19 protein-coding genes, 1 tRNA gene and 1 pseudogene are annotated in these 25,503 nt (G+C 74.2%); 17 read left to right on the top strand and 4 right to left on the bottom strand.

The window, feature by feature from the left end; translation table 11 throughout:
• The first annotated feature begins 187 nt into the window (after window positions 1-187).
• From SYYSPA8_RS20560 to SYYSPA8_RS20535, 6 genes are all read left to right on the top strand, one after another.
• Window positions 188-274, top strand: a tRNA-Leu gene (locus SYYSPA8_RS20560).
• Window positions 275-574: 300 nt separating this feature from the next.
• Complete coding sequence (locus SYYSPA8_RS20555) at window positions 575-2,332, top strand: sensor histidine kinase (protein ID WP_323448697.1); 1,758 nt, start codon at window positions 575-577, stop codon at window positions 2,330-2,332.
• A 173-nt stretch (window positions 2,333-2,505) separates the two neighbouring features.
• Entirely contained in the window at window positions 2,506-3,174 is a 669-nt protein-coding gene (locus SYYSPA8_RS20550; protein WP_323448696.1) for a response regulator transcription factor, read from the top strand.
• A gap of 252 nt (window positions 3,175-3,426) precedes the next feature.
• Entirely contained in the window at window positions 3,427-4,908 is a 1,482-nt protein-coding gene (locus SYYSPA8_RS20545) for a DUF2252 domain-containing protein (protein ID WP_323448695.1), read from the top strand.
• Between the two features lie 33 nt (window positions 4,909-4,941).
• Entirely contained in the window at window positions 4,942-5,880 is a 939-nt protein-coding gene (locus tag SYYSPA8_RS20540; RefSeq protein WP_323448694.1) for a hypothetical protein, read from the top strand.
• Window positions 5,881-5,948: 68 nt separating this feature from the next.
• A complete protein-coding gene (locus SYYSPA8_RS20535) occupies window positions 5,949-6,293 on the top strand; it encodes a rhodanese-like domain-containing protein (RefSeq protein ID WP_323448693.1) in 345 nt (114 codons plus the stop codon).
• A 44-nt stretch (window positions 6,294-6,337) separates the two neighbouring features.
• Here SYYSPA8_RS20535 and SYYSPA8_RS20530 read toward each other — a convergent pair whose 3' ends face one another.
• On the bottom strand, window positions 6,338-7,486 hold the full coding sequence (locus SYYSPA8_RS20530) for an acyl-CoA dehydrogenase family protein (RefSeq protein ID WP_323448692.1): 1,149 nt from the start codon (window positions 7,484-7,486) through the stop codon (window positions 6,338-6,340).
• A gap of 1,103 nt (window positions 7,487-8,589) precedes the next feature.
• Here SYYSPA8_RS20530 and SYYSPA8_RS20525 point away from each other — a divergent pair.
• The 3 genes from SYYSPA8_RS20525 to SYYSPA8_RS20515 are packed head-to-tail and all read left to right on the top strand — an operon-like array spanning window position 8,590 to window position 11,420.
• Window positions 8,590-9,351, top strand: coding sequence for a DUF5819 family protein (locus SYYSPA8_RS20525; protein ID WP_323448691.1), 762 nt, complete (start codon window positions 8,590-8,592; stop codon window positions 9,349-9,351).
• On the top strand, window positions 9,348-10,625 hold the full coding sequence (locus SYYSPA8_RS20520; RefSeq protein WP_323448690.1) for an HTTM domain-containing protein: 1,278 nt from the start codon (window positions 9,348-9,350) through the stop codon (window positions 10,623-10,625). Before SYYSPA8_RS20525 ends, SYYSPA8_RS20520 begins: the two co-directional genes overlap by 4 nt.
• Window positions 10,626-10,634: 9 nt before the next feature.
• On the top strand, window positions 10,635-11,420 hold the full coding sequence (locus tag SYYSPA8_RS20515) for a TrmH family RNA methyltransferase (RefSeq protein WP_323448689.1): 786 nt from the start codon (window positions 10,635-10,637) through the stop codon (window positions 11,418-11,420).
• A 4-nt stretch (window positions 11,421-11,424) separates the two neighbouring features.
• Here the strand turns inward: SYYSPA8_RS20515 and paaN are convergent, their stop codons facing one another.
• Complete coding sequence (gene paaN, locus SYYSPA8_RS20510) at window positions 11,425-13,101, bottom strand: phenylacetic acid degradation protein PaaN (protein WP_323448688.1); 1,677 nt, start codon at window positions 13,099-13,101, stop codon at window positions 11,425-11,427.
• Window positions 13,102-13,373: 272 nt separating this feature from the next.
• Between paaN and SYYSPA8_RS20505 the strand changes: the two genes are divergently transcribed.
• A complete protein-coding gene (locus SYYSPA8_RS20505) occupies window positions 13,374-13,982 on the top strand; it encodes a TetR/AcrR family transcriptional regulator (RefSeq protein ID WP_323448687.1) in 609 nt (202 codons plus the stop codon).
• 15 nt (window positions 13,983-13,997) lie between these two features.
• On the opposite strand, the gene SYYSPA8_RS20500 is transcribed toward SYYSPA8_RS20505, so the two are convergent.
• A complete protein-coding gene (locus SYYSPA8_RS20500) occupies window positions 13,998-14,540 on the bottom strand; it encodes an Lrp/AsnC family transcriptional regulator (protein ID WP_323448686.1) in 543 nt (180 codons plus the stop codon).
• Between the two features lie 181 nt (window positions 14,541-14,721).
• On the opposite strand from SYYSPA8_RS20500, the gene pdhA reads away from it, so the two are divergent.
• The 5 genes from pdhA to SYYSPA8_RS20475 all read left to right on the top strand — a co-directional run bounded on the left by pdhA (window position 14,722) and on the right by SYYSPA8_RS20475 (window position 22,271).
• Window positions 14,722-15,864, top strand: a complete 1,143-nt coding sequence (gene pdhA, locus SYYSPA8_RS20495) for a pyruvate dehydrogenase (acetyl-transferring) E1 component subunit alpha (protein WP_323448685.1) — start codon at window positions 14,722-14,724, stop codon at window positions 15,862-15,864.
• Window positions 15,861-16,889 carry an alpha-ketoacid dehydrogenase subunit beta gene (locus tag SYYSPA8_RS20490; protein ID WP_323448684.1) on the top strand — a complete coding sequence of 343 codons (1,029 nt, stop codon included), beginning with the start codon at window positions 15,861-15,863 and terminating at the stop codon, window positions 16,887-16,889. The genes pdhA and SYYSPA8_RS20490 overlap by 4 nt, the downstream gene beginning before the upstream one ends.
• The gene (locus tag SYYSPA8_RS20485; protein WP_323448683.1) at window positions 16,890-18,332 is read left to right on the top strand and encodes a dihydrolipoamide acetyltransferase family protein; all 1,443 of its coding nucleotides are present in this window, start codon (window positions 16,890-16,892) and stop codon (window positions 18,330-18,332) included.
• Between the two features lie 751 nt (window positions 18,333-19,083).
• Window positions 19,084-19,986 carry an NTP transferase domain-containing protein gene (locus SYYSPA8_RS20480; protein WP_323448682.1) on the top strand — a complete coding sequence of 301 codons (903 nt, stop codon included), beginning with the start codon at window positions 19,084-19,086 and terminating at the stop codon, window positions 19,984-19,986.
• A 689-nt stretch (window positions 19,987-20,675) separates the two neighbouring features.
• The gene (locus SYYSPA8_RS20475; RefSeq protein WP_407706040.1) at window positions 20,676-22,271 is read left to right on the top strand and encodes a molybdopterin molybdotransferase MoeA; all 1,596 of its coding nucleotides are present in this window, start codon (window positions 20,676-20,678) and stop codon (window positions 22,269-22,271) included.
• 76 nt (window positions 22,272-22,347) lie between these two features.
• On the opposite strand, the gene SYYSPA8_RS20470 is transcribed toward SYYSPA8_RS20475, so the two are convergent.
• Window positions 22,348-23,457: a potassium channel family protein gene (locus tag SYYSPA8_RS20470; RefSeq protein WP_323448681.1), complete on the bottom strand. Its 1,110-nt coding sequence runs from the start codon at window positions 23,455-23,457 to the stop codon at window positions 22,348-22,350.
• 166 nt (window positions 23,458-23,623) lie between these two features.
• On the opposite strand from SYYSPA8_RS20470, the pseudogene SYYSPA8_RS20465 reads away from it, so the two are divergent.
• Together SYYSPA8_RS20465 and SYYSPA8_RS20460 are read left to right on the top strand one after the other, a co-directional pair.
• Window positions 23,624-24,280: pseudogene (locus SYYSPA8_RS20465) on the top strand (potassium channel family protein); the annotation flags it as partial.
• 100 nt (window positions 24,281-24,380) lie between these two features.
• Entirely contained in the window at window positions 24,381-25,370 is a 990-nt protein-coding gene (locus SYYSPA8_RS20460) for an NAD(P)H-quinone oxidoreductase (RefSeq protein ID WP_323448680.1), read from the top strand.
• The last annotated feature ends 133 nt before the right edge of the window (window positions 25,371-25,503 follow it).

Genomic DNA, 25,503 nt, shown 5'->3' with positions numbered 1-25,503 from the left:
GCTCCTTCCCTCTGTTGTCTTGTCGTCCCGTCCCGCCGTCTCCAGCGAGCGGGGGGCGTTCCTCCGGCGGCGGTGGGGGGCGGCGGGCAAACGGATGTGATTCCACCCTGCGCAGCGTGCTAATCTTCTGCATGTCGCCAGGGGGACACGCCGGAAAAGGCGGGTCAACCAAGCAACAACACCCAATGCGCGGGTGGCGGAATAGGCAGACGCGCTGGATTCAGGTTCCAGTGCCCGAAAGGGCGTGGGGGTTCAACTCCCCCCTCGCGCACCAAGCGGACATCTCGAATGTCTCGCGAATACGTCGAACGGCCGACATCGTGATCACGATGTCGGCCGTTCTGCTGTGCCCGTGCACAGGGACGTCCGGCGGCTGCCGGGTCCGCGCGTGTCGCCCCCGCCGTCTCCCCGTCCCCGTCCCCGTCCTCGGTCGTTCCCGGCCGTCCGCCGCTGGATGCGCCGGAGTCGCGCGTGACGTGTGCCACAGACCGGCCGGCGGGGGTGCGACCTTCGTCTCGGGAGCGGGGGACGAAAGTCGGCGGTTCCGCGCCGGACCGCTCCCTACGCTGCTGATGTGAACCTCTCGTCGTCGAAGATCCTGGCCGGACTGCGCGCGGGCTGGACCTGGCTGGCCGTGGCCGAGCCGTGGTCGCTCCGCGGCGAGCAGCAGCGACCGGCCCCCGGCCGCCGGATGGGCGCCGAGCTGACGCTGGCGCTGGTGATGGCGCTGCTGGCGGTTCTCATCGAGTGGGCGTTCGACGCCGGGCCCGCCCGGACCGCCGGCTCCGGGGTCGGCGCCGGGCTCGTCACGCTGCTGCGGCGGCGGCTCCCCGTACCCGCCCTGATCGTGGCCTGTCTGCTGGGCACCGTGCTCCCGGGGATGGCCCTCGTACAGATGCTGGCGGGCTGGTCCGCCGGCCGCCGGGTCGTGGGTACGCGCCGGGCCGTCGTCGCCTTCTCCCTCGCGTACCTCGCGGGGATGGCCGCCCTCGCCGTCCACCCCGGGGCCGGGGTCCCGCTCACTCCGTCGAACGCGGTGATCCTCACCCTCGTCTATCTGGCGATGGTGGTCATGCCCGGCCTGGTCAGCCGCTACTGGACGCAGCGCAAGACACTGCTCCACGCGCTCCAGGAGCGCAATGCCCAGCTGCTCTGGGAGCGCCGGATGATCGCGGGCCAGGCGCGGCTCATGGAGCGCCAGCGCATCGCCCAGGACATGCACGACAGCCTCGGCCACCAGCTGGCGCTGATCGCCGTGCACACCGGGGCGCTGGAGGTCGACCCGGAGCTGACCGGCCGGCAGCGGGAGGCGGTCGGCGTGCTGCGGACGGCCTCCGTGAGCGCGATGCACGAGCTGCGCGAGGTCGTCGGCATCCTCCGGGACGGGGTGGAGGCGGCCCGGCCCGGACCCGCGGACGAGACGGGCCGCGCCGCCCGGGGGACGGCCGGTGTCGCGGAGCTGGTGGAGACCGCCCGCGCCGCCGGGAACACGGTGGAGCTGCGGACCGAGGGGGAGCCCCGGCCGCTGGCCGCCGCCGCCGACCACGCCGCGTACCGGATCGTGCAGGAGGCGCTGACCAACGCGTACAAGCACGCGCCCGGGGCCCCGATAGGCGTGGCGCTGCGGTACGAGCCGGATTCGCTGGTCGTGGAGATCCTCAGCGGCCCGCCGCGGACGCCCGCCGGGGATGTGGTCAGCGGCGGACAGGGGCTGACCGGGCTGCGGGAGCGGGCCCGGCTGGTCGGCGGGATGGTGCACGCCGGCGCCGTCGACGGCGGCGGGTTCCGGGTGGCGGGGGTGCTGCCGTACGGCGCCGGTGAGAGCACACCGCTGGCCGCGGCGGTGGACGACGTCCGGTGGCAGCCGCCCGCCGGGCTCCCGGGGGACGGTGGTCCGGCCATGGACTGGAACGCCGCGGGGCGGGACATCATGATGGGCGAGCTGGACGCGAGCATGCGCAGGGGGCGCAACAGCGGTCTCGGACTCGGCTGCGGTGTCGCGATCGGGGCGCTGTTCCTGGTGGTGATGGCGGTCGGGGCGGTCCTGTGGCTCGTGGTCGACGAATTCGACGCGGGCATGATCGACACGGAGGAGTACGACCGGATCAAGGTCGGCACCGCCGAGCGGGAGGTGCGCGACCGGCTGCCCGAGGGGGGCACGTTCACGACGGAGGGGCTGGACCGGAAGGGGCCGCCGAAGCCCGACGGCTCGGAGTGCCTGGTGCTGATGTCGTCGGAGATGACGGACACGCTGACGACGGAGCCGGTGTTCCGGTTCTGCTTCCGGGACGGGAAGCTGATCGAGAAGAAGGCGTACCACACGGAGCGGTAGCCGGCGGCTCACGGTGCGTGCGGGGCCGTGGGGTCGGCGCCGGGCTGGGTGGGGGAGACTGGCCCGATCGCCGGCTGCGGCTGCGGCTGCGGCTGCGGTTTCGGCTTCGTATGAGTGGCGAGTGGTGAGTGCGTGCCGCCGGCCGGCGGGCACGGGTTGAAGTGAGGGTGACTATGACGGGGGCGCCGATCCGGGTTGTCATCGCCGATGACGAGCCGCTGATCAGAGCCGGTATTCGGATGATCCTCACCTCGGACCGGGAGATCGAGGTCGTCGCCGAGGCGTCCAACGGGCGCGAGGCGATCGACCTGGTCCGCGCCCATGGGGCGGATGTGGTGCTGCTGGACATCCAGATGCCGGTGATGGACGGGCTCACGGCGATGGGGGAGCTGCGCAGGGCGGTGCCATCGGCCCGGGTCGTCATCCTCACCACCTTCGGCGAGCGCGACAACGTGCTGCGGGCGCTGGAGGCGGGCGGCGCCGGGTTCCTGCTGAAGGACACCGCGCCGGCCGAGCTGATCGCGGCGGTGCGGGCGGCCGCCGCCGGGGACGCGTATCTCTCGCCCGCGGCGACCCGGCACGTGGTCGACCAGCTCGCCACGGGGCACGCGGCCTCCCGCAACGAGCGGGCGCGCGCCCGGGTGGCCCAGCTGAGCGCGCGGGAGCGGGACGTCCTCGCGCTGCTGGGCGAGGGGCTGTCGAACGCGGACGCGGGGAAGCGGCTGCACATGAGCGAGGCCACGGTGAAGACGTATGTGAGCCGGATCCTGGCGAAGCTGGAGTGCGAGAACCGGGTGCAGGCGGCGCTGCTGGCGCGGGACGCGGGGCTGGAACCAGCCTGACGGCTGCCCGTCCGATGCCTGTCCCTGCCCGTCCCCTTCTATCCCCCTCCATCCCCCTCCAGCCCTGCTTGTCCCTTCCTTCTCCTGTCCTTCTCCTGTCCTGTTTCTTCTTCCGCTCCCAGGCCGAATCCGTGGTCGCGCGGTCCCTGGGGAGGGTTTTCCACAGGGGGAGACGACGGTGGCGCGGCGGGGGTACGGTCTGCTCGAACGAACGGTCGAGGCGACCGGGTACGACGAGGGGGGAGGCCGTCGATGACGAGCGAGGCCGAGACGGTGGCGCTGTCCACGCGGGGTGCGCGGGGAGCCGGAGCCGGAGTTCCGGCGGTGCGCATTCCGGCGGTGCCGGGGTTCGCCCGGCGGGCGGGCGGCGGGAGTGCGCTGTCGCCGAAGCAGCTGGGGAAGGCCCTGCGGGAGCGGGTGCCGAGGTTGTCGCACGACGCGCTGGTGCCGGTGGCGGGGCGGCCGGGAGCCGTCGAGGCCGTCGAGGAGTCCAGCCGGGGCCGGGTCCCCGGGCTGACGCCGATACGGGTGGGCCGGATGGCCGCCTCCCCCTTCGCCTTTCTGCGCGGCTCCGCCGGGCTGATGGCCCATGACCTGGCCGGCACGCCGGTCACCGGGGTGACCGCCCAGATCTGCGGCGACGCGCACGCCGCCAACTTCGGTCTGTACGGGGACGCCAGGGGCCGCCTGGTGATCGACCTCAACGACTTCGACGAGACCGTCGTCGGCCCCTGGGAGTGGGACGTCAAGCGGCTCGCGGCCTCGCTGGTGCTCGCGGGCCGGCAGGCGGGCGCGGAGGAATCCGTGTGCGCCGGCGCGGCTTTCGACGCCATGGGGGCGTACCGCAGGACCATGCGGCTGCTGGCGAAGATGCCCGCGCTGGACGCGTGGAACGCCATCGCGGACGAGGAGCTGGTCTCCTACGCGGACGCCCGCGATCTCCAGGGCACGCTGGAGCGGGTCGCGGAGAAGGCGCGCAACAACACGAGCGCGAGATTCGCCGCCCGGTCGACCGAGCCGTACCCCGGCGGCCCTGGTTCGGAGGCTGGGGGGCGCCGGTTCGTGGACGCGCCGCCGGTGCTGCGCCGGGTGCCCGACGCGGAGGCCGCGGCCGTCGCCTCCGCGCTGGCGGAGTACCTGGGCACGGTGTCGCAGGACCGGCTGCCGCTGCTCGCGCGGTACGAGATCCACGACGTGGCCTTCCGGGTGGTCGGCACGGGCAGCGTCGGCACCCGGTCGTACGTGGTGCTCCTGCTCGACCACCGGGGCGAGCCGCTGGTGCTCCAGGTGAAGGAGGCGCGGGCCTCCGCACTGCTGCCGCACCTCCCGGCGGCCGGCTTCCCCGTTCCGCCGGCCGGGCACGAAGGGCGCCGGGTGGTGCTCGGGCAGAAGCGGATGCAGGTGGTCAGCGACAGCCTGCTCGGCTGGACGACGGTGGGGGGCCGCCCCTTCCAGGTGCGGCAGTTCCGCAACCGCAAGGGCAGCGTGGACCCGGCGGCGCTCAGCCCGGACCAGCTGGACGACTACGGCCGGATGACCGGGGCACTGCTCGCGCGGGCGCACGCGCACAGCGCCGATCCGCGGCTGCTCGCGGGGTACTGCGGCAGGAGCGAGGAGCTGGACGAGGCCCTGGCCCGGTTCGCCGTGCGGTACGCGGACCGTACGGAGGCGGACCACGCCGAGCTGCTGCGGGCGGTGGCGGCGGGGCGGATAGCGGCCGAGCCGGGGGTGTGACGACGGGGCGCGCCGCGCCCGTAGGCTGGTCGGGTGACCCAGGATGCGCCCAGTGGGCCGACGCCCCGGAACGACGAAGACCAGCAGGCGCGGCCGCACACCACGGACCGCCCGGACCAGCCCGGCGACCGGCCCGACGACCAGTCCGGCGACCGGCTCGCGGCCGATGCCGGCGAGGAGCCGGCGAAGGCTGTCGGTGACCGGCCCGAGGACCGGTTGCACCGGGCGGTCGGCGCGGCCGAGCAGGCGTTGATCGAGTTCGAGATCGCGCTGGAGACCTTCCGGGTGGAAGTGGAGAACTTCTCCCGGCTGCACCACCAGAAGCTGGGCCCGATGTACGCGCGGCTGGACGAGCTGGACGCGCGGATCGCGGAGGCGAAGGCCGCCCGCAGCGGGGATCCCGAGGATCTGCGCAAGGCGCGCGAGGCCCGCTCGCTGGTGATGCCGATGCCGGGGGTCGACGAGCTGTTCCACGGCTGGATGGACTCCGACGGGCTCTACCCCGAGGCCGCCGCGATGCTGGAGGGCCGGTCCGTACGGGCGCCCCAGCGGGTCCGGCCCGGCGACGAGGCCCGCAAGCTCTACCGGGAGCTGGCCCGCCGGGCCCATCCCGATCTGGCGCGGGAGGAGGGGGAGCGGATCCGGCGCGAGGAGTTCATCACCCGGGTCAACGGCGCCTACGCCCTCGGCGACACCGACGCCCTGCGGGTGCTCGCGGACGAATGGGACGCCGGGCCCGTGCCCGAGCCGGAGCCCTGGAGCGAGAGCGAGGAGCTGTACGCGCGGCTGGAGTGGCTGGCCCACCGCAAGGAGCTGCTGGCCGCCGCCGCCCGCGAGCTGGAGGAGAGCGCGATCGGGGCGATGCTCAAGCTGGCGCCCGACGACCCGGACCGGCTGCTGGAGGAGATCGCCGAGCAGCTGCTCGCCCAGGTCGCCGAACGGGAGGACGAACTGTCCCGGCTCCTGGAGTAGGTTTTCCGGGGCTGCCCGGACGGACCGGGCGTGCCCGGCCGCGCGTCCCGATCAGAAAGGCAGCCGCCATGAATTTCGCCCCGCTCCCCTCGGTGGAGATCGCGGCGGTCCCCGCCGACGGTCTGATCCTCGACGTCCGGGAGAACGACGAATGGGAGGCGGGGCACGCCGAGGGCGCCCTGCACGTCCCCATGAGCGACTTCGTGGCCCGCTACGGCGAGGTGACCGAGGCGGTCGCCGACGGCCGCCGGGCCTATGTGATGTGCCGGGTCGGCGGCCGGTCCGCGCAGGTGACGCAGTACCTGGTGCAGCAGGGCATCGACGCGGTGAACATCGACGGCGGCATGCTCGCCTGGGACGCCGCCGGGCGCCCGATGGTCACCGACAACGGCGGCCCCGCCACCGTCATCTGACGCCCCTGGCCCCTGGGGCGACGGGCCGTGAAGCCCTGCGGCGATCAGTCGAGCGGGTGCGCGGCCAGCAGATCGCCCAGGGCCTCCTCATGGGCGGCGGCCGGGCCGAGGGACAGCTCCAGATGCTTCGCCCACGCGTGATACCGGTGCAACGGATAGTCGGTGTCGGCGCCGAAACCGCCGTGGAGATGCTGGGCGGTCTGCACCACCCGGCGCACCCCGTCCGACGCCCAGATCTTCGCCACGGCCACATCGGCGGCCACCGGAAGCGGGCCGCCGACCCCGGCGCTCCCCGGCGCGGGGGTCAGGCGCCAGGCCGCCTGCCACAGGGTCGCCGCCATGGCGCGCAGATCGATGTAGCGGTCGGCCGTCTGCATCGCGACCGCCTGGAACGTCGCCACCGGGAAGCCGAACTGCTCCCGCTTGCCGGTGTACTCGCCGGTCATGGCGAGGACCCGCTCACCCAGGCCGAGCGCCAGCGCACACGTCCCCGTGATCAGCAGCTGGTGCAGCCACTCCCAGGCCCCCTCGGTGTCGATCACCTCACCGCGCCGGGCCCGGACCGCGTCGAGCCGCACCTCCGCCAGCCGTTCCCCGCTGGTGGACACCTGCTCGGCGAGGTGGACGCCCTCCCGGCCCGGCGGCACCAGCGCCACGACCGCCCGCCCTTCGCCGTCCCGGGCGGGCACGGCGATCAGATCGGCCGAGTGTGCCCACGGAACAGCGGTCTGCACACCGTCGAACACCCACCCGTCGCCGTCCCGGCGGGCCGTGCAGCCCGTCTCCGCCGCCTCATGACCGGTCCGGCCCTGCGCCCCGACGGTCAGCACCAGCTCGCCCCGGGCGACCCGGGGCAGCAGCCGGGCTGCGGTTCCCTCGTCGGCGTACCGCTCCACGGCCAGGGCGACGGCGCCCGTCTCCAGCAGCGGGACCCGCGCCAGCACCCGTGCCGACTCACGCAGCACCAGACAGAGCGCGATCGGATCGAGCCCGGAACCCCCGTGCTCCGGCGCCACCACCAGCCCCAGCAGATCACTCCGGGCCAGCCGGGCCCAGAGCGGCCGGTCGAACTCCCCGGCGACCGCGCCCCGGACGAGCGCGGGGCTGGGCACGCGGTCCGGTGCGATGTCCGCGAAGACGGCGGTGGCGGTGTCGATGGCGCCCTGCTGCTCCTCGCTGAAGCGGAAGTCCACGGTGGGTCCTTTCCGTGGGGTGGTCGGGGTGCGGACCCCGGGCCGTGATCTGACGATCCGTCAGGATAGGCCTCGGGCGGCCGATTGACCACACCCGAGCACCCGTCCCCACGCGAGGGGGGCCGCGCGCTGTCCGGGCCGCGTTGGTACGGGGTGCCGCCCCTGTACGAGGGTGACCTCGCGCTGCGTGGCCCGCGTCGGTGCGGGTGCGGTGCGCTCGTCCGGGGCCCGACCCTGCCCGCCCGTGTCGGTACGGGGTCCCGCACCCTTCTCCCCCCGCCGGGGGTACCGGCCACCCTCCGGCTGGTCCGTGGGCGGGGGTGCAGGGTCGCCCCCGCAGGGGATCGGCGGAGACCCACCCGCACGGGACCTGGTGAGTACGCTCGCCGACCCCGAGGAGGTGAGCCCGGAGGCCCCGCCAACCCGCACCACTACCCGGGCCGGGTCGACCCGCACAAATCCCGCCTCGCCGTCGACCCGAGCAAAAACCAGCCCCGCCGGCGATTGAGGCGCAGGGGTTCGGGGACTGGTCCCCGACACGGGCCCGCACACTGCGGGACGTTCGCCTGTGCGGCGGGGCAGGGTCCTGGTCCGTCCTCAAGCGCCGGACGGGCTGGTTTTGCTCGGGTCGTCGTCGGGGGCCAGCCCCCGAAACCCCCGCGCCTCAAACGCCGGCGAGGCTGGATTTTGCTCGGGTCAACGCCGGCGAGGCTGGTTTTGTTCGGGTGGTTCCGGGACCGGGTGTGGTGCGGGTTGGTGGTGGCCTCCGGGCTCACCTCCTCGGGGTCGGCGGACCGAAGGCCTACGGTCAACGCACGCCGGACTTCCCGCCGATCCCCTGCGGGGGCGACCCTGCACCCCCCACCCACGCAGCATGCCCGGATGACCGGTACCCCGAGCCGGGGGGGAGAAGGGTGCGGGCCCCCGTACCGACACGGGCGGGCCACCGCAGGCCCCGGACGAGCGCCACGCACACGTACCGGCGCGGGTCGGACAGCGCGAGGCCGGTCTCGTGCAGGTGTGGGCGCCGGGAGACCCGGTGGGGAAGCCTTAGGGTGGCAACCCTGTGGACAACCGGGACGGGGCGAACGGATCGGGGCGGGATGGGCTCGTACGAGGACAGGCGCGCCGACGGGGCCCCGATTCCCTGGCCCGAGGCCCGCCAGGGCCCCCCAGGCCACCCGCCGGCCCACGGCGGACACCCCCCCTCCACCGGCATCTTCGCGCTCTCGCCCCCGTACCGGATCACCGCCGCCCTCGCGCTCACCCTCGTCGCCGCCCTCGCCGCCGTCCACCTCACCATGGTCTTCCTCCATGTCGCGCCGCCGAACACCGCCACCAAGCAGTACGGCAAGGCGATCGACGCGTGGATCTATCCGGAGTTCGAGCAGAACTGGAAGCTGTTCGCCCCGAACCCTCTTCAGCAGAACGTCGCCGTCGAGGTCCGGGCCGAGTTCCGGGCCCGGGACGGGGCCAGGGCGGCCACCGGCTGGATCGGGCTGACCGCCGGGGACGCCCGGGAGATCCGGGGCAATCCGCTGCCCAGCCATGTCCATCAGAACGAGCTGCGCCGGGCCTGGGACTTCTATGTGTCCTCGCACGACGACAAGAACCGGGCCACCGGGCCGCGCGGCACGCTCGCCGAGCGGTATCTCCGCCGGATCGCGCTGCTCCGCCTGGACCGGCACGAGCCGGCGGGCACGGCGGGCACGGTGGAGCGGATCCAGTTCCGGTCGGTGACCACCGTGGTCGAGGCGCCGCCGTGGAGCGGTGAGAAGACCGACACGCGGCCGGTGCACCGGGTGCTGCCGTGGTGGAACGTGACCGAGGACGACCTGCCGCCCGGCACGGGGGCGACGGGATGAGGACTTCGTTCGCCGACCGGGCGGCCCTGGCGCTCCAGAAGGTCACCGCGAGTGCCCTCGGCCCGTACCAGGCCGCCGTCGTCCGGATCGGTTTCGCCGGTGTCTGGACCCTGTTCCTCCTGCGCGAGCTGCCCCACCGGCATGAGCTGTACGGGCCCGACGGCCCGTGGAGCTGGGAGCTGGGCGACCGGCTCATCGCCGGCAACGACGCCTTCACCGCGTTGATGTGGACGGACCGCGGCCTCTGGTTCGAGGCGGTGTACGTCCTCGCGCTGCTCTCCGGCGCGCTGCTGGCGGTGGGCTGGCGGACCCGGACCATGGCGGCGCTGTTCATGGCCGGTGTGCTCTCGCTCCAGAACCGTTCCATCTTCATGGGCGACGGCGGCGACAACGTCATCCATCTGGTCGCGATCTACCTGGTGGCGACCAGATGCGGCCAGGTCTGGTCGCTGGATGCCCGGCGTGCGGCGCGGGAGCGGGCCCGGGGAGCCCTGGGGGAGTACGGGAGGACGCCCCCGGACCGGGTCGGGCCGGTGCTCTGGGCGGTCCTGGGCGTGGTGCTGGTCGCCGGGACGTTACTGAACCGCTCCGGCGTCGCGGTGCTGGTGCTGCTCTGGACCGTGTGGGCCGGGCTCGCGCTGTGGTGGCTGCTGCTGCGGTACGCGCCGTACGGTCAGCCCCGGCTGCTGCTGGACACGCTCGCCAACGTCCTCCACAACGCGGCCCTGTTCGTGATCATGGCCGAGGTCTGTCTGATCTACGCGACGGCCGGCTGGTACAAGATCCAGGGCTCCCGCTGGCAGGACGGCACCGCGCTCTACTACCCGCTCAAGTTGGACTACTTCACCCCATGGCCGTTCCTCTCCGACCTGCTGGCGTCGAACGCGCTGATGGTGCTGGTGATCTCGTACGCGACCGTCGCCGTCCAGGTGGCGTTCCCGTTCACGCTCTTCAACCGGCGGATCAAGAACGTCCTGCTGGTGGTGATGATCGCGGAGCACGCGGCGATCGCCGTGGTGCTCGGGCTGCCCTTCTTCTCGCTCGCCATGATCGCCGCCGACGCGGTCTTCCTGCCCACGGCCTTCCTGCTCTGGCTCGGTGCCCGGCCGGCCCGTCTGCGGAGCCGCTGGAACCGCCGGTACCGCCCCGGACCCGGTCCCGGGGTCCGGCCGCCCCGGCCCCGGGACCCCGACCTTGACGAAGCCCCTGGGCAGACGTGCGGTGAGAGCGGCGGCGAGCCAGGAAGCGGAAGCCGGGCCACCACCGCCCCTTAGCCTGATCCGATGAGCGAGAACGGCGCCGCCGCAGCGGCACAGCAGTGGCGGGAGACCGCACCGGACGCGGTGCTGCTCGACGGCTTCCACGCCTTGAAGCACGCACTCCGCTTCCAGGCGGAGGTGCGGTGCGCGATCACCAGTGACCGGGCGGCCGTGCTCGCGCTCGCCGACGGCCTGGCCCCCGATGTCCGGGAGCGGATCGCCGCCCTCGTGGTCGAGGTGGCGCCCGAGGTCCTGCGGGAGCTGGTGCCCCGGGTGCACCCCACCAAGGTCGCCGCGCTCGCCGTGCGGCCCTCGCGGCAGGAGCGGCTCGACCGGCTGACCGCGCTGCCCCGCCGCTCGCCCATCGTCGTCCTCGACAATCCGCGCAACCTGGGCAACGTCGGCGCGGTGGTCCGGCTCGCGGCCGGTTTCGGTGCCACCGGGGTGGTCACCACCGGCGATCTCGACCCCTGGCACGGCAATGCCGTACGGGCGGGGGCGGGCCTCCACTACGCCACGGCGGTGGAGCGGCTGCCGTCGGACGGGCTCCCCCCGGGGCCGCTGTACGTGCTCGACCCGGAGGGGGACGACATCCGCTCCGTGCCCCTGCCCGACGAGGCCCTGCTGGTGTTCGGCTCCGAGCGGCACGGGGTCTCCGCGGAGCTGCGGGCCCGGGCCACCCGGCTGCTGTCGCTGCCGATGCGGCCCCAGGTCTCCAGCTACAACCTGGCCACCAGCGTGGCCATGGCCCTCTTCCACTGGGGCGGCCCGGGGGCGCCCCCGGACGGGCCGGGGGCGTCCGCCGTCTGAGAGCTCACGCCTGGCGGCGGACCTCCACCACGCGGAACCGGTTGGCGACGAAGGCGGCGTCGCACAGGGCCGCGTTCGCCGCGGGGTTGCCGCCGGAGCCGTGGAAGTCCGAGAACGCGGCCGTCTGGTTCACATAGACCCCGCCGGTCAGGTTCAGCGAGAGCTGCGCCGACTCCTCCAGGCAGACGTCCTCGACGGCCCGCTCCGTCTCCGGCGACGTGGTGTACGCGCCGACCGTCATCACCCCCTGGTCCCGGATGGTGCGCCGCAGCAGCTCCACGGCGGCGGCGGTCGAGTCCACGGCGACGGCGAACGACACCGGGCCGAAGCACTCGGAGAGATACACCGACTCCGCCTCCGGCTTGGCGCCGTCCAGCTTGACGATGACCGGGGTGCGGACCACGGCGTCGGGGAAGTCCGGGTTGGTGATCTTCCGGGTGGGCAGTGCCACCTCGCCGAGGCCGGCCGCGCCGTCGAGGCGGCTCTTCACCTCGGGATTGACCAGGGCGCCCAGCAGTGCGTTGGCCCGGGCGTCGTCGCCGAGCAGCCCGCCCACCGAGGCCGCGAGATCGCCCACGACGTCGTCGTACGACTTGTGGCCCGCGTCCGTGGCGATGCCGTCCCGGGGGATCAGCAGATTCTGCGGGGTGGTGCACATCTGGCCGCTGTAGAGGGAGAGCGAGAAGGCCAGGTTGGAGAGCATGCCCTGGTAGTCGTCGGTGGAGTCCACGACGACCGTGTTGACGCCGGCCTTCTCCGTGTAGACCTGCGCCTGACGGGCGTTGGTCTCCAGCCAGTCGCCGAAGGCCGTGGAGCCCGTGTAGTCGATGATCCTGATCTCGGGGCGGACCGCGAGCGTCTTGGCGATGCCCTCGCCGGGCCGCTCGACGGCCAGGGCGACCAGATCGGGGGCGAAGCCGGCCTCGGCCAGCACCTCGCGGGCGACGCGCACGGTGAGCGCCAGCGGCAGCACCGCGCGCGGGTGCGGCTTGACCAGGACCGCGTTGCCGGTGGCCAGCGAGGCGAAGAGGCCGGGATATCCGTTCCACGTGGGGAAGGTGTTGCAGCCGATCATCAGGGCGATCCCGCGCCCGGCGGTGGTGAAGCTCTTGCGCAGCTCCAGCGGCGGGCGCTTGCCCTGGGGCTTGGACCAGTCGGCGGTGGAGGGGACGCGGGTCTGCTCCGCGAACGCGTACGCCACGGCCTCCAGACCCCGGTCCTGGGCGTGCGGCCCGCCCGCCTGGAACGCCATCATGAACGCCTGCCCGCTGGTGTGCATCACCGCGTGCGCGAACTCGTGGGTGCGGGCGCTGATCCGGGACAGGATCTCCAGACAGACCAGCGCCCGCCGCTCGGGGCCCGCCTCGCGCCAGGCGGCCAGGCCGGCCCGCATCGCCGGCAGCAGCACATCCGGATCCGCGTGGGGATACTCGATGCCCAGCTCCGGTCCGTAGGGCGAGACCTCCTGGCCCGTCCAGCCGTCGGTGCCGGGCTGGTCCAGGTCGAAGCGGGTGCCGCGCAGGGCCTCGAAGGCGGCGAGCCCCTCGGCGGGGGCGCTCTCGCCGTACGCCTTGGGGTGCTCGGGGTGCGGGGACCAGTACGCCCTGCTGCGGATCGCCTCAAGGGCCTGATCGAGCGTCGGCCGGTGGCGCTCGATCAGCCGTGTCTCGGTCAGTTGCATGACGGACCAACTCCTCGTCGAACTGGGCGGGGACGGACGCACAGAGTTAGAGTAACCGAACGATCGGTCGGGACAAGGGGGTCTGTCAAGCCTGTGGATAACCCATCCGGGAGGATCACTCCCAGGGGTGCCGTCGCCGGCACGTCGATGCGGCTCGGGGACGGCGCGGCCGGCGGGGGCGGCGAGGACGATGGGGACGGCGAGGACGATGGGGACGGCACGGCCGACGACGGGGTCGGGGGAGCGGACGCAGCGGAAGAGGGAGTGGATTCATGACCACGGCGAAGCGGGACACCTACACACCGGAGACCCTGCTGACCGTCGCCGTGCGCGTCTTCAACGAGCGCGGCTACGACGGCACCTCCATGGAGCACCTGTCCCAGGCGGCGGGGATCTCCAAGTCCTCGATCTACCACCATGTCTCCGGCAAGGAGGAACTGCTGCGGCGGGCCGTCACCCGGGCCATCGACGCGCTGTTCGCGGTGCTCCAGGAGCCCGGTGCGGTGGAAGGCCGCGCCATCGAGCGGACGGAGTACGTCACCCGGCGGACCGTCGAGGTGCTGATGGCGGAGCTGCCCTATGTGACGCTGCTGCTGCGGGTGCGCGGCAACACCGCCACCGAGCGGTGGGCGATGGAGCGCCGCCGGGAGTTCGACCAGCGGGCCGCCGATCTGCTGAAGGCCGCCGCGGCGGACGGGGAGCTGCGCGCCGACGTGGACATCCGGCTGGCGACCCGGCTGCTCTTCGGCATGGTGAACTCGCTGGTGGAGTGGTACCGGCCGCACGCCGGCGACGGCCAGGAGGAGGCCCTGGTCGCGGAGACGGTGGTCCGCCTCGCCTTCGACGGGCTGCGGACGGATCCCGGGCCCGCGCACCGCTGACCCCTCCGGCACCGCTCAGCGGGGCTGCTCCGGTTCGCCGTCCTCCGGCGCCGGGGCCGCGGTGGCCGGGGGCGCGGAGACGGCCGGCAGATCGGTCTCCTCGAAGACCAGCAGGGTGCGGGTGGACAGCACGTCGGGCATGGACTGGAGCCTGGTCAGCACCAGCTCCCGCAGGGTGCGGTTGTCCGGTGTGTGCACGAGCAGCAGCACATCGAAATCGCCGCTGACCAGCGCTATGTGCGCGGCTCCCGGCAGGGCCCGCAGCTGCTCCCGGACCGTGCGCCAGGAGTTCTGCACGATCTTGAGAGTGATATAGGCGGAGGTGCCCTGACCTGCGCGTTCGTGGTTGATCCGGGCGCCGAAGCCCCGGATGACCCCGTCGTCGACGAGCCGGTTGATCCGGGAGTAGGCGTTGGCCCGCGAGACATGGACCCGGTCGGCCACGGCCCGGATGGAGGCGCGGCCCTCGGATTCCAGGATGCCCAGGATGTCCCGGTCGATCGCGTCCAGGGGGCGCGGCGGCGGAACCGGTTCGGCCCGGCCCTCGATCTCGGCCATTTGTTCAGGACACATATCCCCCCGCCTCCCCGGCATGGACGACCTGTGTCCATCACAGGCTGTGGAGAACCGTTTGTCCACAGGCTGAGGGCGGCTGTAGCCAAAATGCGTCCACGACCGAACAATCGGTAGGTGAGGCACGCCACATTCCGGCCGCCCCACCGCCAGCTCCCACGAGGAGGTGCTCGCTTTGAGAGCCGTCGCCCACCGGCCCACCCCGGCCCCGGAGTGGAAGCCCCGCACCGACCCCGCGCCCCTGCTCCCGGACCCGGAGCCGTTCCGGATACTCGGTACGGAGGCGGCGGGCCGGGTCGATCCCGGTCTGCTGCTGAAGCTCCACGCCCACCTCGTGCGGGGGCGCAGATTCAACACCCAGGCCACCGCGCTCACCAAGCAGGGCCGGCTCGCCGTCTACCCGTCGAGCACCGGACAGGAGGCGTGCCAGGTCGCCGCCGCGCTCGCCCTGGAGGAGCGGGACTGGCTCTTCCCGAGCTACCGCGACACGCTCGCCGCCGTCACCCGCGGCCTGGACCCGGTCCAGGTGCTGGGGCTGCTGCGGGGCGACTGGCACACCGGCTACGACCCCCGGGAGCACCGCGTCGCCCCCCTGTCCACGCCGCTCGCCACCCAGCTGCCGCACGCCGTCGGCCTGGCGCACGCGGCCCGGCTGCGCGGGGACGAGGTGGTGGCGCTCGCCCTGGTCGGCGACGGCGGCACCAGCGAGGGCGATTTCCACGAGGCGCTGAACTTCGCCGCCGTCTGGCGTGCCCCCGTCGTCTTCCTCGTCCAGAACAACGGCTTCGCGATCTCCGTGCCGCTGGCCAAGCAGACCGCCGCCCCCTCCCTCGCCCACAAGGCGGTGGGGTACGGCATGCCCGGCCGCCTGGTCGACGGGAACGACGCCCCGGCCGTGCTCCAGGTGCTCTCCGAGGCCGTGGCCCGGGCCCGGCACGGCGGCGGGCCGACGCTGGTGGAGGCCGTCACCTACCGGATGGAGGCCCACACCAACGCCGACGACGCCACCCGCTACCGGGAGGAGCCCGAGGTCGAGGTCTGGCGGGCGCACGACCCGATCGCCCTGGTCGAGCGGGAGCTGACCGGCCGGGGCCTGCTGGACGGGGCGGCCCGCGCGGCCGCTTCGGACGCCGCCGAGGCGATGGCGGCCGATCTGCGCGAGCGGATGAACGCCGATCCGGTGCTCGATCCGATGGACCTGTTCGCCCATGTCTACGCGGAGCGGACCGGCCAGCTGCGCGAGCAGGCCGAGCTTCTGCGGGCCGAGCTGGCGGCCGAGTCGGCGGCCGGGGAAGGGGAGACCCGATGACTTCGGTGACGACCACGACGGCCCCTGCGGCCGCCGTGAAACCGGCCACCATGGCCCAGGCGCTCCAGCGCGCGATGCGGGACGCGATGGCCGAGGACCCGACCGTGCACGTCCTCGGCGAGGACGTCGGCACCCTCGGCGGGGTCTTCCGGGTCACGGACGGGCTCGCGCGGGAGTTCGGCGACGACCGGTGCACCGACACCCCGCTCGCCGAGGCGGGCATCCTCGGCACGGCCGTCGGCATGGCGATGTACGGGCTGCGGCCGGTCGTGGAGATGCAGTTCGACGCCTTCGCCTATCCGGCGTTCGAGCAGCTGATCAGCCATGTCTCCCGGATGCGCAACCGCACCAGGGGCGCCCTGCCGCTGCCCATCACCGTGCGGGTGCCCTACGGCGGCGGCATCGGCGGCGTCGAGCACCACAGCGACTCCTCCGAGGCGTACTACCTGGCGACCCCGGGCCTGCACGTCGTCACCCCCGCGACCGTCGAGGACGCGTACGGCCTGCTCAGGGCCGCGATCGCCAGCGACGATCCGGTGGTGTTCCTGGAGCCCAAGCGGCTGTACTGGTCCAAGGCCGCCTGGTCGCCCGACACCCCGGCGGCGGTCGGGCCGATCGGGCGGGCCGCCGTCCGCCGCCCCGGGCGCAGCGCGTCGCTGATCACCTACGGTCCCTCGGTCCCCGTCTGTCTGGAGGCGGCCGAGGCGGCCGTGGCCGAGGGCTGGGACCTGGAGGTCGTGGACCTGCGCTCGCTGGTCCCCTTCGACGACGAGACGGTCTGCGCGTCGGTGCGGCGCACCGGCCGCGCGGTCGTCGTGCACGAGTCCAGTGGCTTCGGCGGACCCGGCGGCGAGATAGCGGCCCGGGTCACCGAGCGGTGCTTCCACCACCTGGAGGCACCGGTGCTGCGGGTGGCCGGTTTCGATATCCCCTATCCGCCGCCCATGCTGGAGCGGCACCATCTGCCAGGAGTGGACCGGGTGCTGGACGCGGTGGCGCGATTGCAGTGGGAGGCGGAGAGCTGAATGGCACAGGTGCTGGAGTTCAGACTGCCGGACCTCGGGGAGGGACTGACCGAGGCGGAGATCGTGCGCTGGCTGGTGGCGGTGGGCGATGTCGTGGAGGTGGATCAGCCGGTGGTCGAGGTGGAGACCGCCAAGGCGATGGTGGAGGTCCCGTGCCCGTACGGGGGCGTGGTGACCGCGCGCTTCGGCGAAGAGGGCACGGAGCTGCCGGTCGGGGCGCCGCTGCTGACCGTCGCCGTGGGCGCGGCGGCCACCGGGACGACGACGGGGAACGGGAGTTCCGGGGGGATGCCGTCCGCCCCTGCTGCCGGGACACCGGGGACGGCCGCCGAGTCGTCGGGCAATGTGCTCGTCGGCTACGGCACGGGAGCGCCCGCGGCCCGCAGGCGCCGGGTCCGTCCCACGGCGTCCGCCCCGGCGGCCCGGGTCGCCCCGGCCGATGAGCCCGCCGGGGCCGCCGAGGCTCGTGTCGCCGCCGATATCGCCGACGACACGGAGCAGAGCGGGCCCGTGCCCGTCATCTCGCCGCTGGTGCGCAGGCTGGCCCGTGAGTACGGGCTCGACCTGCGGCAGCTCTCCGGTTCGGGCCCCGACGGGCTGATCCTCCGGGCGGACGTCGAGTACGCGATGCGCGCCGCCGGAGCCGCCGCCCCGGCCGCGCCCGCGGCTCCTGCGCCCGCCGCCGTGCCCGGGCCCGCGCCGCGTCCGCCCGCCGTGCCGACGCCCACGGCCGCCCCGGTGCCGGCCGCGCCCGCCGCCGAGCGGATCCCGCTGCGCGGGGTGCGCGGGACCATGGCCGACAAGCTGTCCCGCAGCCGGTCCGAGATCCCCGACGCCACCTGCTGGGTGGACGCCGACGCCACGGAACTGCTCGCGGCCCGGGCCGCGATGAACGCCGCCGGCGGGCCGAAGATCTCGCTCATCGCCCTGCTCGCCCGGATCTGCGTGGCGGCGCTCGCCCGCCACCCCGAGCTGAACGCCACGGTGGACACCGCCGCCAGGGAGATCGTCCGCCTTCGCGACGTCCACATCGGATTCGCCGCGCAGACCGGACGCGGCCTGGTCGTCCCCGTCGTCAAGGACGCGCACCGCCGCTCGGCCGAGTCCCTGACCGGGGAGTTCGCCCGGCTCACCGAGGCCGCCCGCGAAGGCCGGCTCTCGCCCGCCGAGCTGACCGGCGGCACGTTCACGCTGAACAACTACGGCGTCTTCGGTGTCGACGGCTCCACGCCGATCATCAACCACCCCGAAGCGGCCATGCTCGGCGTCGGCCGGATCGTGCCCAAGCCCTGGGTGCACCAGGGCGAGCTGGCCGTCCGCCAGGTCGTCCAGCTCTCGCTCACCTTCGACCACCGGGTCTGCGACGGCGGCACGGCGGGAGGCTTCCTGCGGTATGTGGCGGACTGCGTGGAACAGCCCGCGATTCTGCTTCGCAGTCTGTAGGGAGTCTGTGCGGCCTGCCCGCCGGCTCGTGCCGCTTCCCCCGGGCTTCGCGGCCCGGGGCCCCAGGCCGCGTTGTCGTCGGCCGCCGCCGGTCCCCTGGGCGGGGCGGCCGGGGGGCGCTCCTGTCCTCCGCGCGATACGTCCCCTCGGCCCTGGCGGGCCTGGGGAGACCCCACCCCCCGTCCGCTGGGGGCGGGGTCTCCCTCCACCCCCCTCGACGGCTGGAGGGCCTGCGGAGAACCCGCCGCCTCGGGCGCCGGTGGGCCTGGGGAGACCTTGGTGCCGGACACCGCTCCCCGGTCCGGTCCGGACGAGAGTCCCTGGCCGTCGGTCGCCGGGGGTGCGGTCTCCGACGGCGTTTCGTCGGCGGTGAATGGTGCGGGCGCTCCCGTCCGCCGCGTCGCGGTCCGTCGTCTTGGCCTTGGCGGGCCTGGGGAGACCCCCACTCTCTCGGCCCGGTGGGCCCGGGGAGATCCTGGTGCCCGGCCCGCGCTCCCGACCCGGCCCGGTCTGGACGAAAGCCCCTGGCTGTCGACCGCCCGGGTGGGGTCTCCGACGGCGTTTCGTCGGCGGTGAATGGTGCGGGCGCTCCCGTCCGCCGCGTCGCGGTCCATCGTCCTGGCCCTGGCGGGCCCGGGGAGCCTCGGTGCCAGGTCCCCTCCCCGACCCGGCCCAGCCCAGGCGAAAGTCCCTGGCCACCGGCCGCCCCGGGACGGTACTCCCGGGTGGACGCGCCGCGCATACTGCCGACATGACCCAGACCCCGCCGCCGGCCGGCGCCCCCGCCCACCCGGACCTCGCCCACGACGCCGTCGTCCTCGCCGGAGGGGCCGCCCGCCGGCTGGGCGGGGCCGACAAGCCGGGGCTGAGCGTGGGTGGGCGGGCCCTGCTCGACCGGGTCCTCTCCGCCTGCCGGTCCGCCGCCACCACGGTCGTCGTCGGCGACCGCAGGGCGACCGCCCGGCCCGTCGTCTGGACCCGCGAGCAGCCTCCCGGGGGCGGCCCGCTCGCCGCGCTCGACGCGGGGCTGCGCCGGCTGGACGCGGACTCGGCGCGTGTGGTCGTGGTCTCCGCCGACCTGCCGTTCCTGACCCCCACGACGCTGGAGCGACTGCTCGACGCCCTGGACACGAGCGGACGCGAGGCCGCGCTCCTCGTCGACACCGAAGGCCGCGAACAGCCGCTGGTGGCGGTCTACCGCACCGAACCGGTCCGGCGTGAGCTGGCGCTGCTCGCGGCCGAGTACGGGACCCTCGCCGGTCTGCCCCTGCGGCTGCTGCCCGAACAGCTGGAGCTGGTCCGGGTGCCCGCCGGGACACCGTCGGCGGCCTTCGACTGCGACACCTGGGAGGACATCGCCGCCGCCCGGGCCCGGATCAGGGAGCATGGGGCCGTGCTGGAGGAATGGATCACCTCGGTCAGGGACGAACTCGGCATCGATCTGGACGTCGACACCGATCTGCTGCTGGACCTCGCCCGGGACGCCGCCCACGGAGTGGCCCGGCCCGCCGCGCCGCTGACGACCTTTCTGGTCGGGTACGCGGCTGCGGGCGGCGGCCCGGAAGCCGTCGCCGAGGCCGCCCGCAAGGCGGCCGCCCTCGCCCGCCGCTGGTCGGAGGAGACCGGCCCGGCTGCACCGGGAGGTGCGGGATGACCCCCCGCGACCACCGGGGCCGCTTCACCCGCCGCGTACCGGAAGCCCCGCCCACGGCCCCGGCGGACCCGCCGCTCCCACCCGCCGGTCCCACCGGCCAGGGCACAACTTCCCCGGAGCCAGCGCCCGACGCCGCGCCCGCGGCCCTGCTCCGACGCGACCCCGACGGCTCCCGCAGCTCCGCGCGTGCCGTCGGCCGGTCCGGCGCCACCGGCTCGGACCGGGCCCCGGAGGCTCTGCGGACCGGTGTCCCCGACGGCCTCCCGGCCGCCGCCGGGGAGCGCGCCGAAACCACTTCCGGCCCGTCGCGTACGGCGTCCTGCGCCCAGGACCCGGCCGCAAGCTGGGCCGGTGTCATCGACTCCGAACCACCTTCAGCCCTCTTTCCCGATGCCGCCGTACGACCGGTGTCCCCCGCGCCAGGATCCGCCGGGCGGAGTGCCGGTGGTTCGCGTGCGGCGGCCCCGGGGCGTGGGAGCGCCGGGCAGGGCCCTGGCGGCGGTGCGGTCCGTGTCACCGGACTCCTGGGTGAGAGGCCCCGGGTGGCGGCCGCCACGGCCGGGGCGGCGGGGGCGGACGGCGACGGTGTCGAGGATGCCCTGGCGTTTCTCGACGCGGCCCCCGTGTCCCGGCCCGGGGGGAGTCCGCCCGGGGCCGCCCCGAGCCCTCTCCACCCGGACGGGGGCCCCGTGAACGACATGGACGACGTGGACGGCATGGACGACGCGCTCGCGTTGCTGCTCGACGAGGGACACCTGGTCGCCGAATCCGTCACCTCCCCCGTCCTTCCCCCGGTCGGCGGGGACAGCGTGGACGGGGTGGAGGACGCGCTCGCCCTGTTGAAGCCCGAGCGGGCCGGGGCCGCGGGCGGAGTCGGCGTGGAAGGCGTCGCCGATGCGGCGGTCCTGGTGAGCGCCGGTGCCACGGGCGCGGGCGCCCCGTCCGCCGGGGGCCGTGGACAGGACTCGGACGCCGCCGAGGGGGTCGAGGACGCGCTCGCCCTCCTGGCGCCGGAGCAGGGCGCGGAAACCCCCCGTACCGAAGGCGGCGGTGACGGTGGCGGACCCGTCGGGCCGGTGGACTGGGCCGGTGCCCGGGAGATCGCGGCCGCCGCCGGGCAGGACGCACGGCCGCGCACCGAGCGGGTGCCGCTGGCCGCCGCGCTCGGCCGGGTGCTGGCCGAGCCCCTGGTGGCACTCTGCGATCTGCCGTCCTTCGACACCTCCGCCATGGACGGCTGGGCCGTCGCCGGACCCGGCCCCTGGACCGTCCGGGACGGATCGGTCCTCGCCGGGCGCGGCGCCGTGGCCCCGCTGGAGGACGGTACGGCCGTACGGATCGCGACCGGGGCGCGGATCCCGCCGGAGGCCACCGCCGTGCTCCGCAGCGAGCACGCCCGGACCGGTGAGCGGCCGGGCCTGCTCGCCGCCGACCGTGGCCTCCCCCACGGCCAGGACGTCCGCCCCCGGGGACAGGAGTGCCGCACCGGGGACCGGCTGCTGCCCGCCGCCCGGGTGGTGAACCCGGCGGTGCTGGGGCTCGCCGCCGCCGCCGGTTACGACGAGCTGGGCGTCGTCCCCCGGCCGGGCGTGGAGGTGCTGGTCCTCGGGGACGAGCTGCTGGCCACCGGCCTGCCGTACGACGGCCTGATCCGCGATGCGCTGGGGCCGATGCTCGTGCCCTGGCTGGAGGCGCTGGGCGCCGAGGTGGCCGCCGTCCGGTGGATCGGTGACGACGCCGGGGCGCTGCGCCGGGCCGTCGCCGCGTCGACCGCCGACCTCCTGGTCACCACGGGTGGCACCGCCTCGGGCCCGGTCGACCACGTCCACCCCGTGCTGCGGGCGGAGGGCGCCGAACCCCTGGTCGACTCCGTCGGGGTACGGCCCGGTCACCCCATGCTGCTGGCCCGCCTGGGCGCCCCCCTCGGCAGCCCCGCCGGGACCGGGACCCCCGTACGCCATCTCGTCGGGCTGCCGGGAAACCCCCTCGCCGCCGTCGCCGGGCTGCTCACCCTCGCCGAGCCGCTGCTGAGGGGCCTGCTGGGGCTCGCTCCTCCCGTACCGCACCGGGCGCCGGTGGACGAGGAGGTCCCGGGCCACCCGCGTGACACCCGGCTCGTGCCCTGCGTGCACCGCGAGGGACGGCTGCTGCCGCTGCGCTACCACGGCCCGGCCATGCTGCGGGGGATCGCCGCCGCCGAAGGGCTGGCGGTCGTGCCCCCGGGAGGCGCCCGGCCGGGGGACGAGGTGGAAGTGCTGCGGTTCCCCTGGACCACGCCAGGCTGACCATGGCGCGTGGAGGCCGCCGTCGGCCCGGGCGTGTTTCACGTGAAACACGCCCGGGCCGACGCGAACGGCTCCGTCAGGGGGTCTTCTCCTCCCGGCTGATGGTGATCAGCCGGTCCCCGAACTGGAGCTGCGCGGACTGCGGATCGGTGTAGTCCAGCATCTTCTTCCGCCGCACCACCGCCACCACCAGATCCGCGCACTCCCGGGGCGAACGGCCCACCTCGCCCTTGGCGACGGGCCGTTCGATCAGATTCAGCCCGCTGCCCCGGGTCATCAGATCCTCCAGGGTGTCGGCCACATGCGGGCTCGCCATCGAGACCCCGAGCAGCCGTCCGGCGGAGCTGGAGCTGGTGACGACCGTGTCCGCCCCGCTCTGCTTGATCAGCGGTACGTTCTCGTCCTCCCGGACGGCCACCACGATGGCGGCCCGCTTGTTCAGCTGCCGTGCGGTGAGCGTGACCAGGGTCGCGGTGTCGTCGCGCTGGGGCGCGATTATCACCCGGGCCGCCCGCTGGATCTCGGCCTTGAGCAGGGTCCGGGAACGGGTGGCGTCCCCGAGGACCGCGACCAGGCCGTCCGCTCCGGCCGCGTCGACCGCCTTCTGCTGCGGATCGACCACGACGATCTTCTCCAGGGGCACCCCCTGCCCCCGCAGGGTCTCGATCGCGTGGCGGCCCTTGGTGCCGTAGCCGACGACGATCACATGGTCGGCCATCCGGTTGCGCCAGCGATGGACCCGGACCTGCTGGCGGGTGCGCTCGGTGAGCACTTCGAGGGTGGTGCCGACCAGGATGATCAGGAAGAGCACGCGCAGCGGGGTGATGACGAAGATGTTGGTCAGCCGGGCCGCGTCGCTGACCGGGGCGATGTCGCCGTAGCCGGTGGTGGAGAGGGTGACGGTGGTGTAGTACGCCGCGTCGAGGAGGTCCACCTTGCCGTCGGCGTTGTCGTTGTAGCCCGCGCGGTCCAGCCACACCAGCAGGGTGGTGACCGCGAGCACCAGCATCGCCATGGCCAGCCGCCGCAGCACCTGCTGGAGCGGCGGCACGGCGGCCTGGGCGGGCATGGTGATGGCGCGTCCCGCCTCGGCCTCGTCCTCGGCCTCCCGGCGCGAGTTGTACCAGATGGAGCGCAGGATCGAGAACCTGCCTGCCTTCGGCGGCGGTTGCTTCTCGTTCCTCATCGGAATGTCTCCTCTGCCCCTGGGCCGCCCGGTCGATCTGAAGGAACCATCGTCGCCGATCCGGAGCCGGAACGCGGTCTCGTCCGCCGTGTTGGCGGTAGCGTCGTTCCCCCGTGGTGGCGGTGTACGCGCCCCGGGTCGATGACAGAGGACCACTGGAGGCTTTGTGCGCGGGCACACCGTGATCGTCGGATTTGGTACGAAGGGCCGGTCCGCGATCCAGACACTGACCGCGACGGGTCTGAGCAAGGACCGGATCGTGATCGTGGACCCCAGCGGCAAGGTGGTGGAGTCGGCGGTCGCGGAGGGCTACAACGGCGTCGTCGGGGACGCCACCCGCAGCGATGTCCTGCTCAAGGCCGAGGTGCAGCGCGCCGGGCAGATCATCATCGCGACCCAGCGCGACGACACGGCCGTCCTCGTCGCCCTGACGGCACGCCAGCTCAACAAGGAAGCGAAGATCGTCGCCTCCGTGCGGGAGGAGGAGAACGCCCCCCTGCTGCGGCAGTCCGGCGCGGACGCCGTCATCACCAGCGCCAGCGCGGCGGGGCGGCTGATGGGCCTCTCCGTGCTCAGCCCCAGCGCGGGCGCCGTGATGGAGGATCTGATCCAGCAGGGCAGCGGACTCGATCTGGTGGAACGTCCGGTGATAAAGGCCGAGGTGGGGAAGAACGTCCGGGAGACGGACGACCTGGTGGTGAGCGTGCTGCGCGGCCACCGGATGATCGGGTACGACGATCCCACGGCGAGCCCGCTCCAGCTGACCGACCGCGTGATCACGATCGTCCGGGCGGAGGACGCGGCCCCCGGCGACCGCCGCTGAGCAGGAGCGGATCCGAACGCCGGACCCCCGGGCCCGACCCGGACGTCACACCCTCGGGCCTGACCCGGACCGACGCCGCCCGGGGAGTAGCCTCGCGGCCATGCATGCGATCACGATTCCCGAACCCGGTGGTCCCGGGGCACTGGTCTGGGCCGAGGTCCCCGACCCGGTGCCCGGCGAGGGAGAAGTCCTCGTCGAGGTGGCGGCGAGCGCGGTCAACCGCGCGGATCTGCTCCAGCGGCAGGGCTTCTACGATCCGCCGCCCGGCGCCTCGCCCTACCCGGGTCTGGAGTGCTCCGGCCGGATCGCCGCCCTCGGCCCCGGGGTGTCCGGCTGGGCCGTCGGCGACGAGGTGTGCGCGCTGCTCTCCGGCGGCGGCTACGCGCAGCGGGTCACGGTGCCGACCGGGCAACTGCTCCCCGTACCGGCGGGCGTCGACCTGGTCACGGCGGCCGCGCTGCCCGAGGTGACCGCGACGGTCTGGTCCAACGTCTTCATGATCGCGCACTTGCGGCCGGGCGAGACGGTCCTGATCCACGGCGGCGCCAGCGGGATCGGCACCATGGCCGTCCAGCTCGCGAAGGCCGTCGGCGCCCGGGTCGCGGTCACCGCCGGAGGGCCTCAGAAGCTGGCGCGCTGTGCCGAGCTGGGCGCGGACATCCTGATCGACTACCGCGAACAGGACTTCGTGGCGGAGCTGCGGGCGGCGACGGACGGCGCCGGGGCGGATGTCGTCCTCGACATCATGGGCGCCGCGTATCTGGACCGGAACGTCCGTGCCCTCGCGGTCAACGGGCGGCTCGCCGTGATCGGACTCCAGGGCGGGGTCAAGGGCGAGCTGAACCTCGGGGCGCTGCTCGCCAAGCGTGCCGCGATCACCGCGACCTCGCTGCGCGGCCGTCCGCTGGGGGAGAAGGCCGCGATCGTGGCGGCGGTGCGGGAACACGTCTGGCCGCTGATCGAGAACGGCCGGGTACGGCCGGTGGTGGACCGGAGCCTGCCGCTCAAGGAGGCGGCGGAGGCCCACCGGCTGCTGGAGTCCGGGGCGCACATCGGCAAGGTGCTGCTGGTGAACGACCCGCCCGCCTGAACGACCCGCCCGCCTGAACCAGCCGGCGAGCCTGGACAGGCCCGTCCGCCCGGACGACCCGCCGTACCGGACCCGCCGGACCCGCCGAGCCCGCCGGACCCGTCGTACCCGACCCGCCGGGCCCGGTACGACG

This window comes from Streptomyces yaizuensis (assembly GCF_034961445.1).
Taxonomy (GTDB): domain Bacteria; phylum Actinomycetota; class Actinomycetes; order Streptomycetales; family Streptomycetaceae; genus Streptomyces; species Streptomyces yaizuensis.
Note: the sequence above shows the minus strand (reverse complement) of the source record. Positions and strands in the feature narration are given on the sequence as shown.

Coding starts and splice junctions, on each gene's coding strand:
- SYYSPA8_RS20550 (WP_323448696.1), top strand. CDS start 2,506: ATGACGGGGGCGCCGATCCGGGTTGTCATCGCCGATGACGAGCCGCTG.
- SYYSPA8_RS20545 (WP_323448695.1), top strand. CDS start 3,427: ATGACGAGCGAGGCCGAGACGGTGGCGCTGTCCACGCGGGGTGCGCGG.
- SYYSPA8_RS20535 (WP_323448693.1), top strand. CDS start 5,949: ATGAATTTCGCCCCGCTCCCCTCGGTGGAGATCGCGGCGGTCCCCGCC.
- SYYSPA8_RS20525 (WP_323448691.1), top strand. CDS start 8,590: ATGGGCTCGTACGAGGACAGGCGCGCCGACGGGGCCCCGATTCCCTGG.
- SYYSPA8_RS20520 (WP_323448690.1), top strand. CDS start 9,348: ATGAGGACTTCGTTCGCCGACCGGGCGGCCCTGGCGCTCCAGAAGGTC.
- SYYSPA8_RS20515 (WP_323448689.1), top strand. CDS start 10,635: ATGAGCGAGAACGGCGCCGCCGCAGCGGCACAGCAGTGGCGGGAGACC.
- paaN (WP_323448688.1), bottom strand. CDS start 13,101: ATGCAACTGACCGAGACACGGCTGATCGAGCGCCACCGGCCGACGCTC.
- SYYSPA8_RS20505 (WP_323448687.1), top strand. CDS start 13,374: ATGACCACGGCGAAGCGGGACACCTACACACCGGAGACCCTGCTGACC.
- SYYSPA8_RS20500 (WP_323448686.1), bottom strand. CDS start 14,540: ATGGCCGAGATCGAGGGCCGGGCCGAACCGGTTCCGCCGCCGCGCCCC.
- SYYSPA8_RS20490 (WP_323448684.1), top strand. CDS start 15,861: ATGACTTCGGTGACGACCACGACGGCCCCTGCGGCCGCCGTGAAACCG.
- SYYSPA8_RS20485 (WP_323448683.1), top strand. CDS start 16,890: ATGGCACAGGTGCTGGAGTTCAGACTGCCGGACCTCGGGGAGGGACTG.
- SYYSPA8_RS20480 (WP_323448682.1), top strand. CDS start 19,084: ATGACCCAGACCCCGCCGCCGGCCGGCGCCCCCGCCCACCCGGACCTC.
- SYYSPA8_RS20470 (WP_323448681.1), bottom strand. CDS start 23,457: ATGAGGAACGAGAAGCAACCGCCGCCGAAGGCAGGCAGGTTCTCGATC.
- SYYSPA8_RS20460 (WP_323448680.1), top strand. CDS start 24,381: ATGCATGCGATCACGATTCCCGAACCCGGTGGTCCCGGGGCACTGGTC.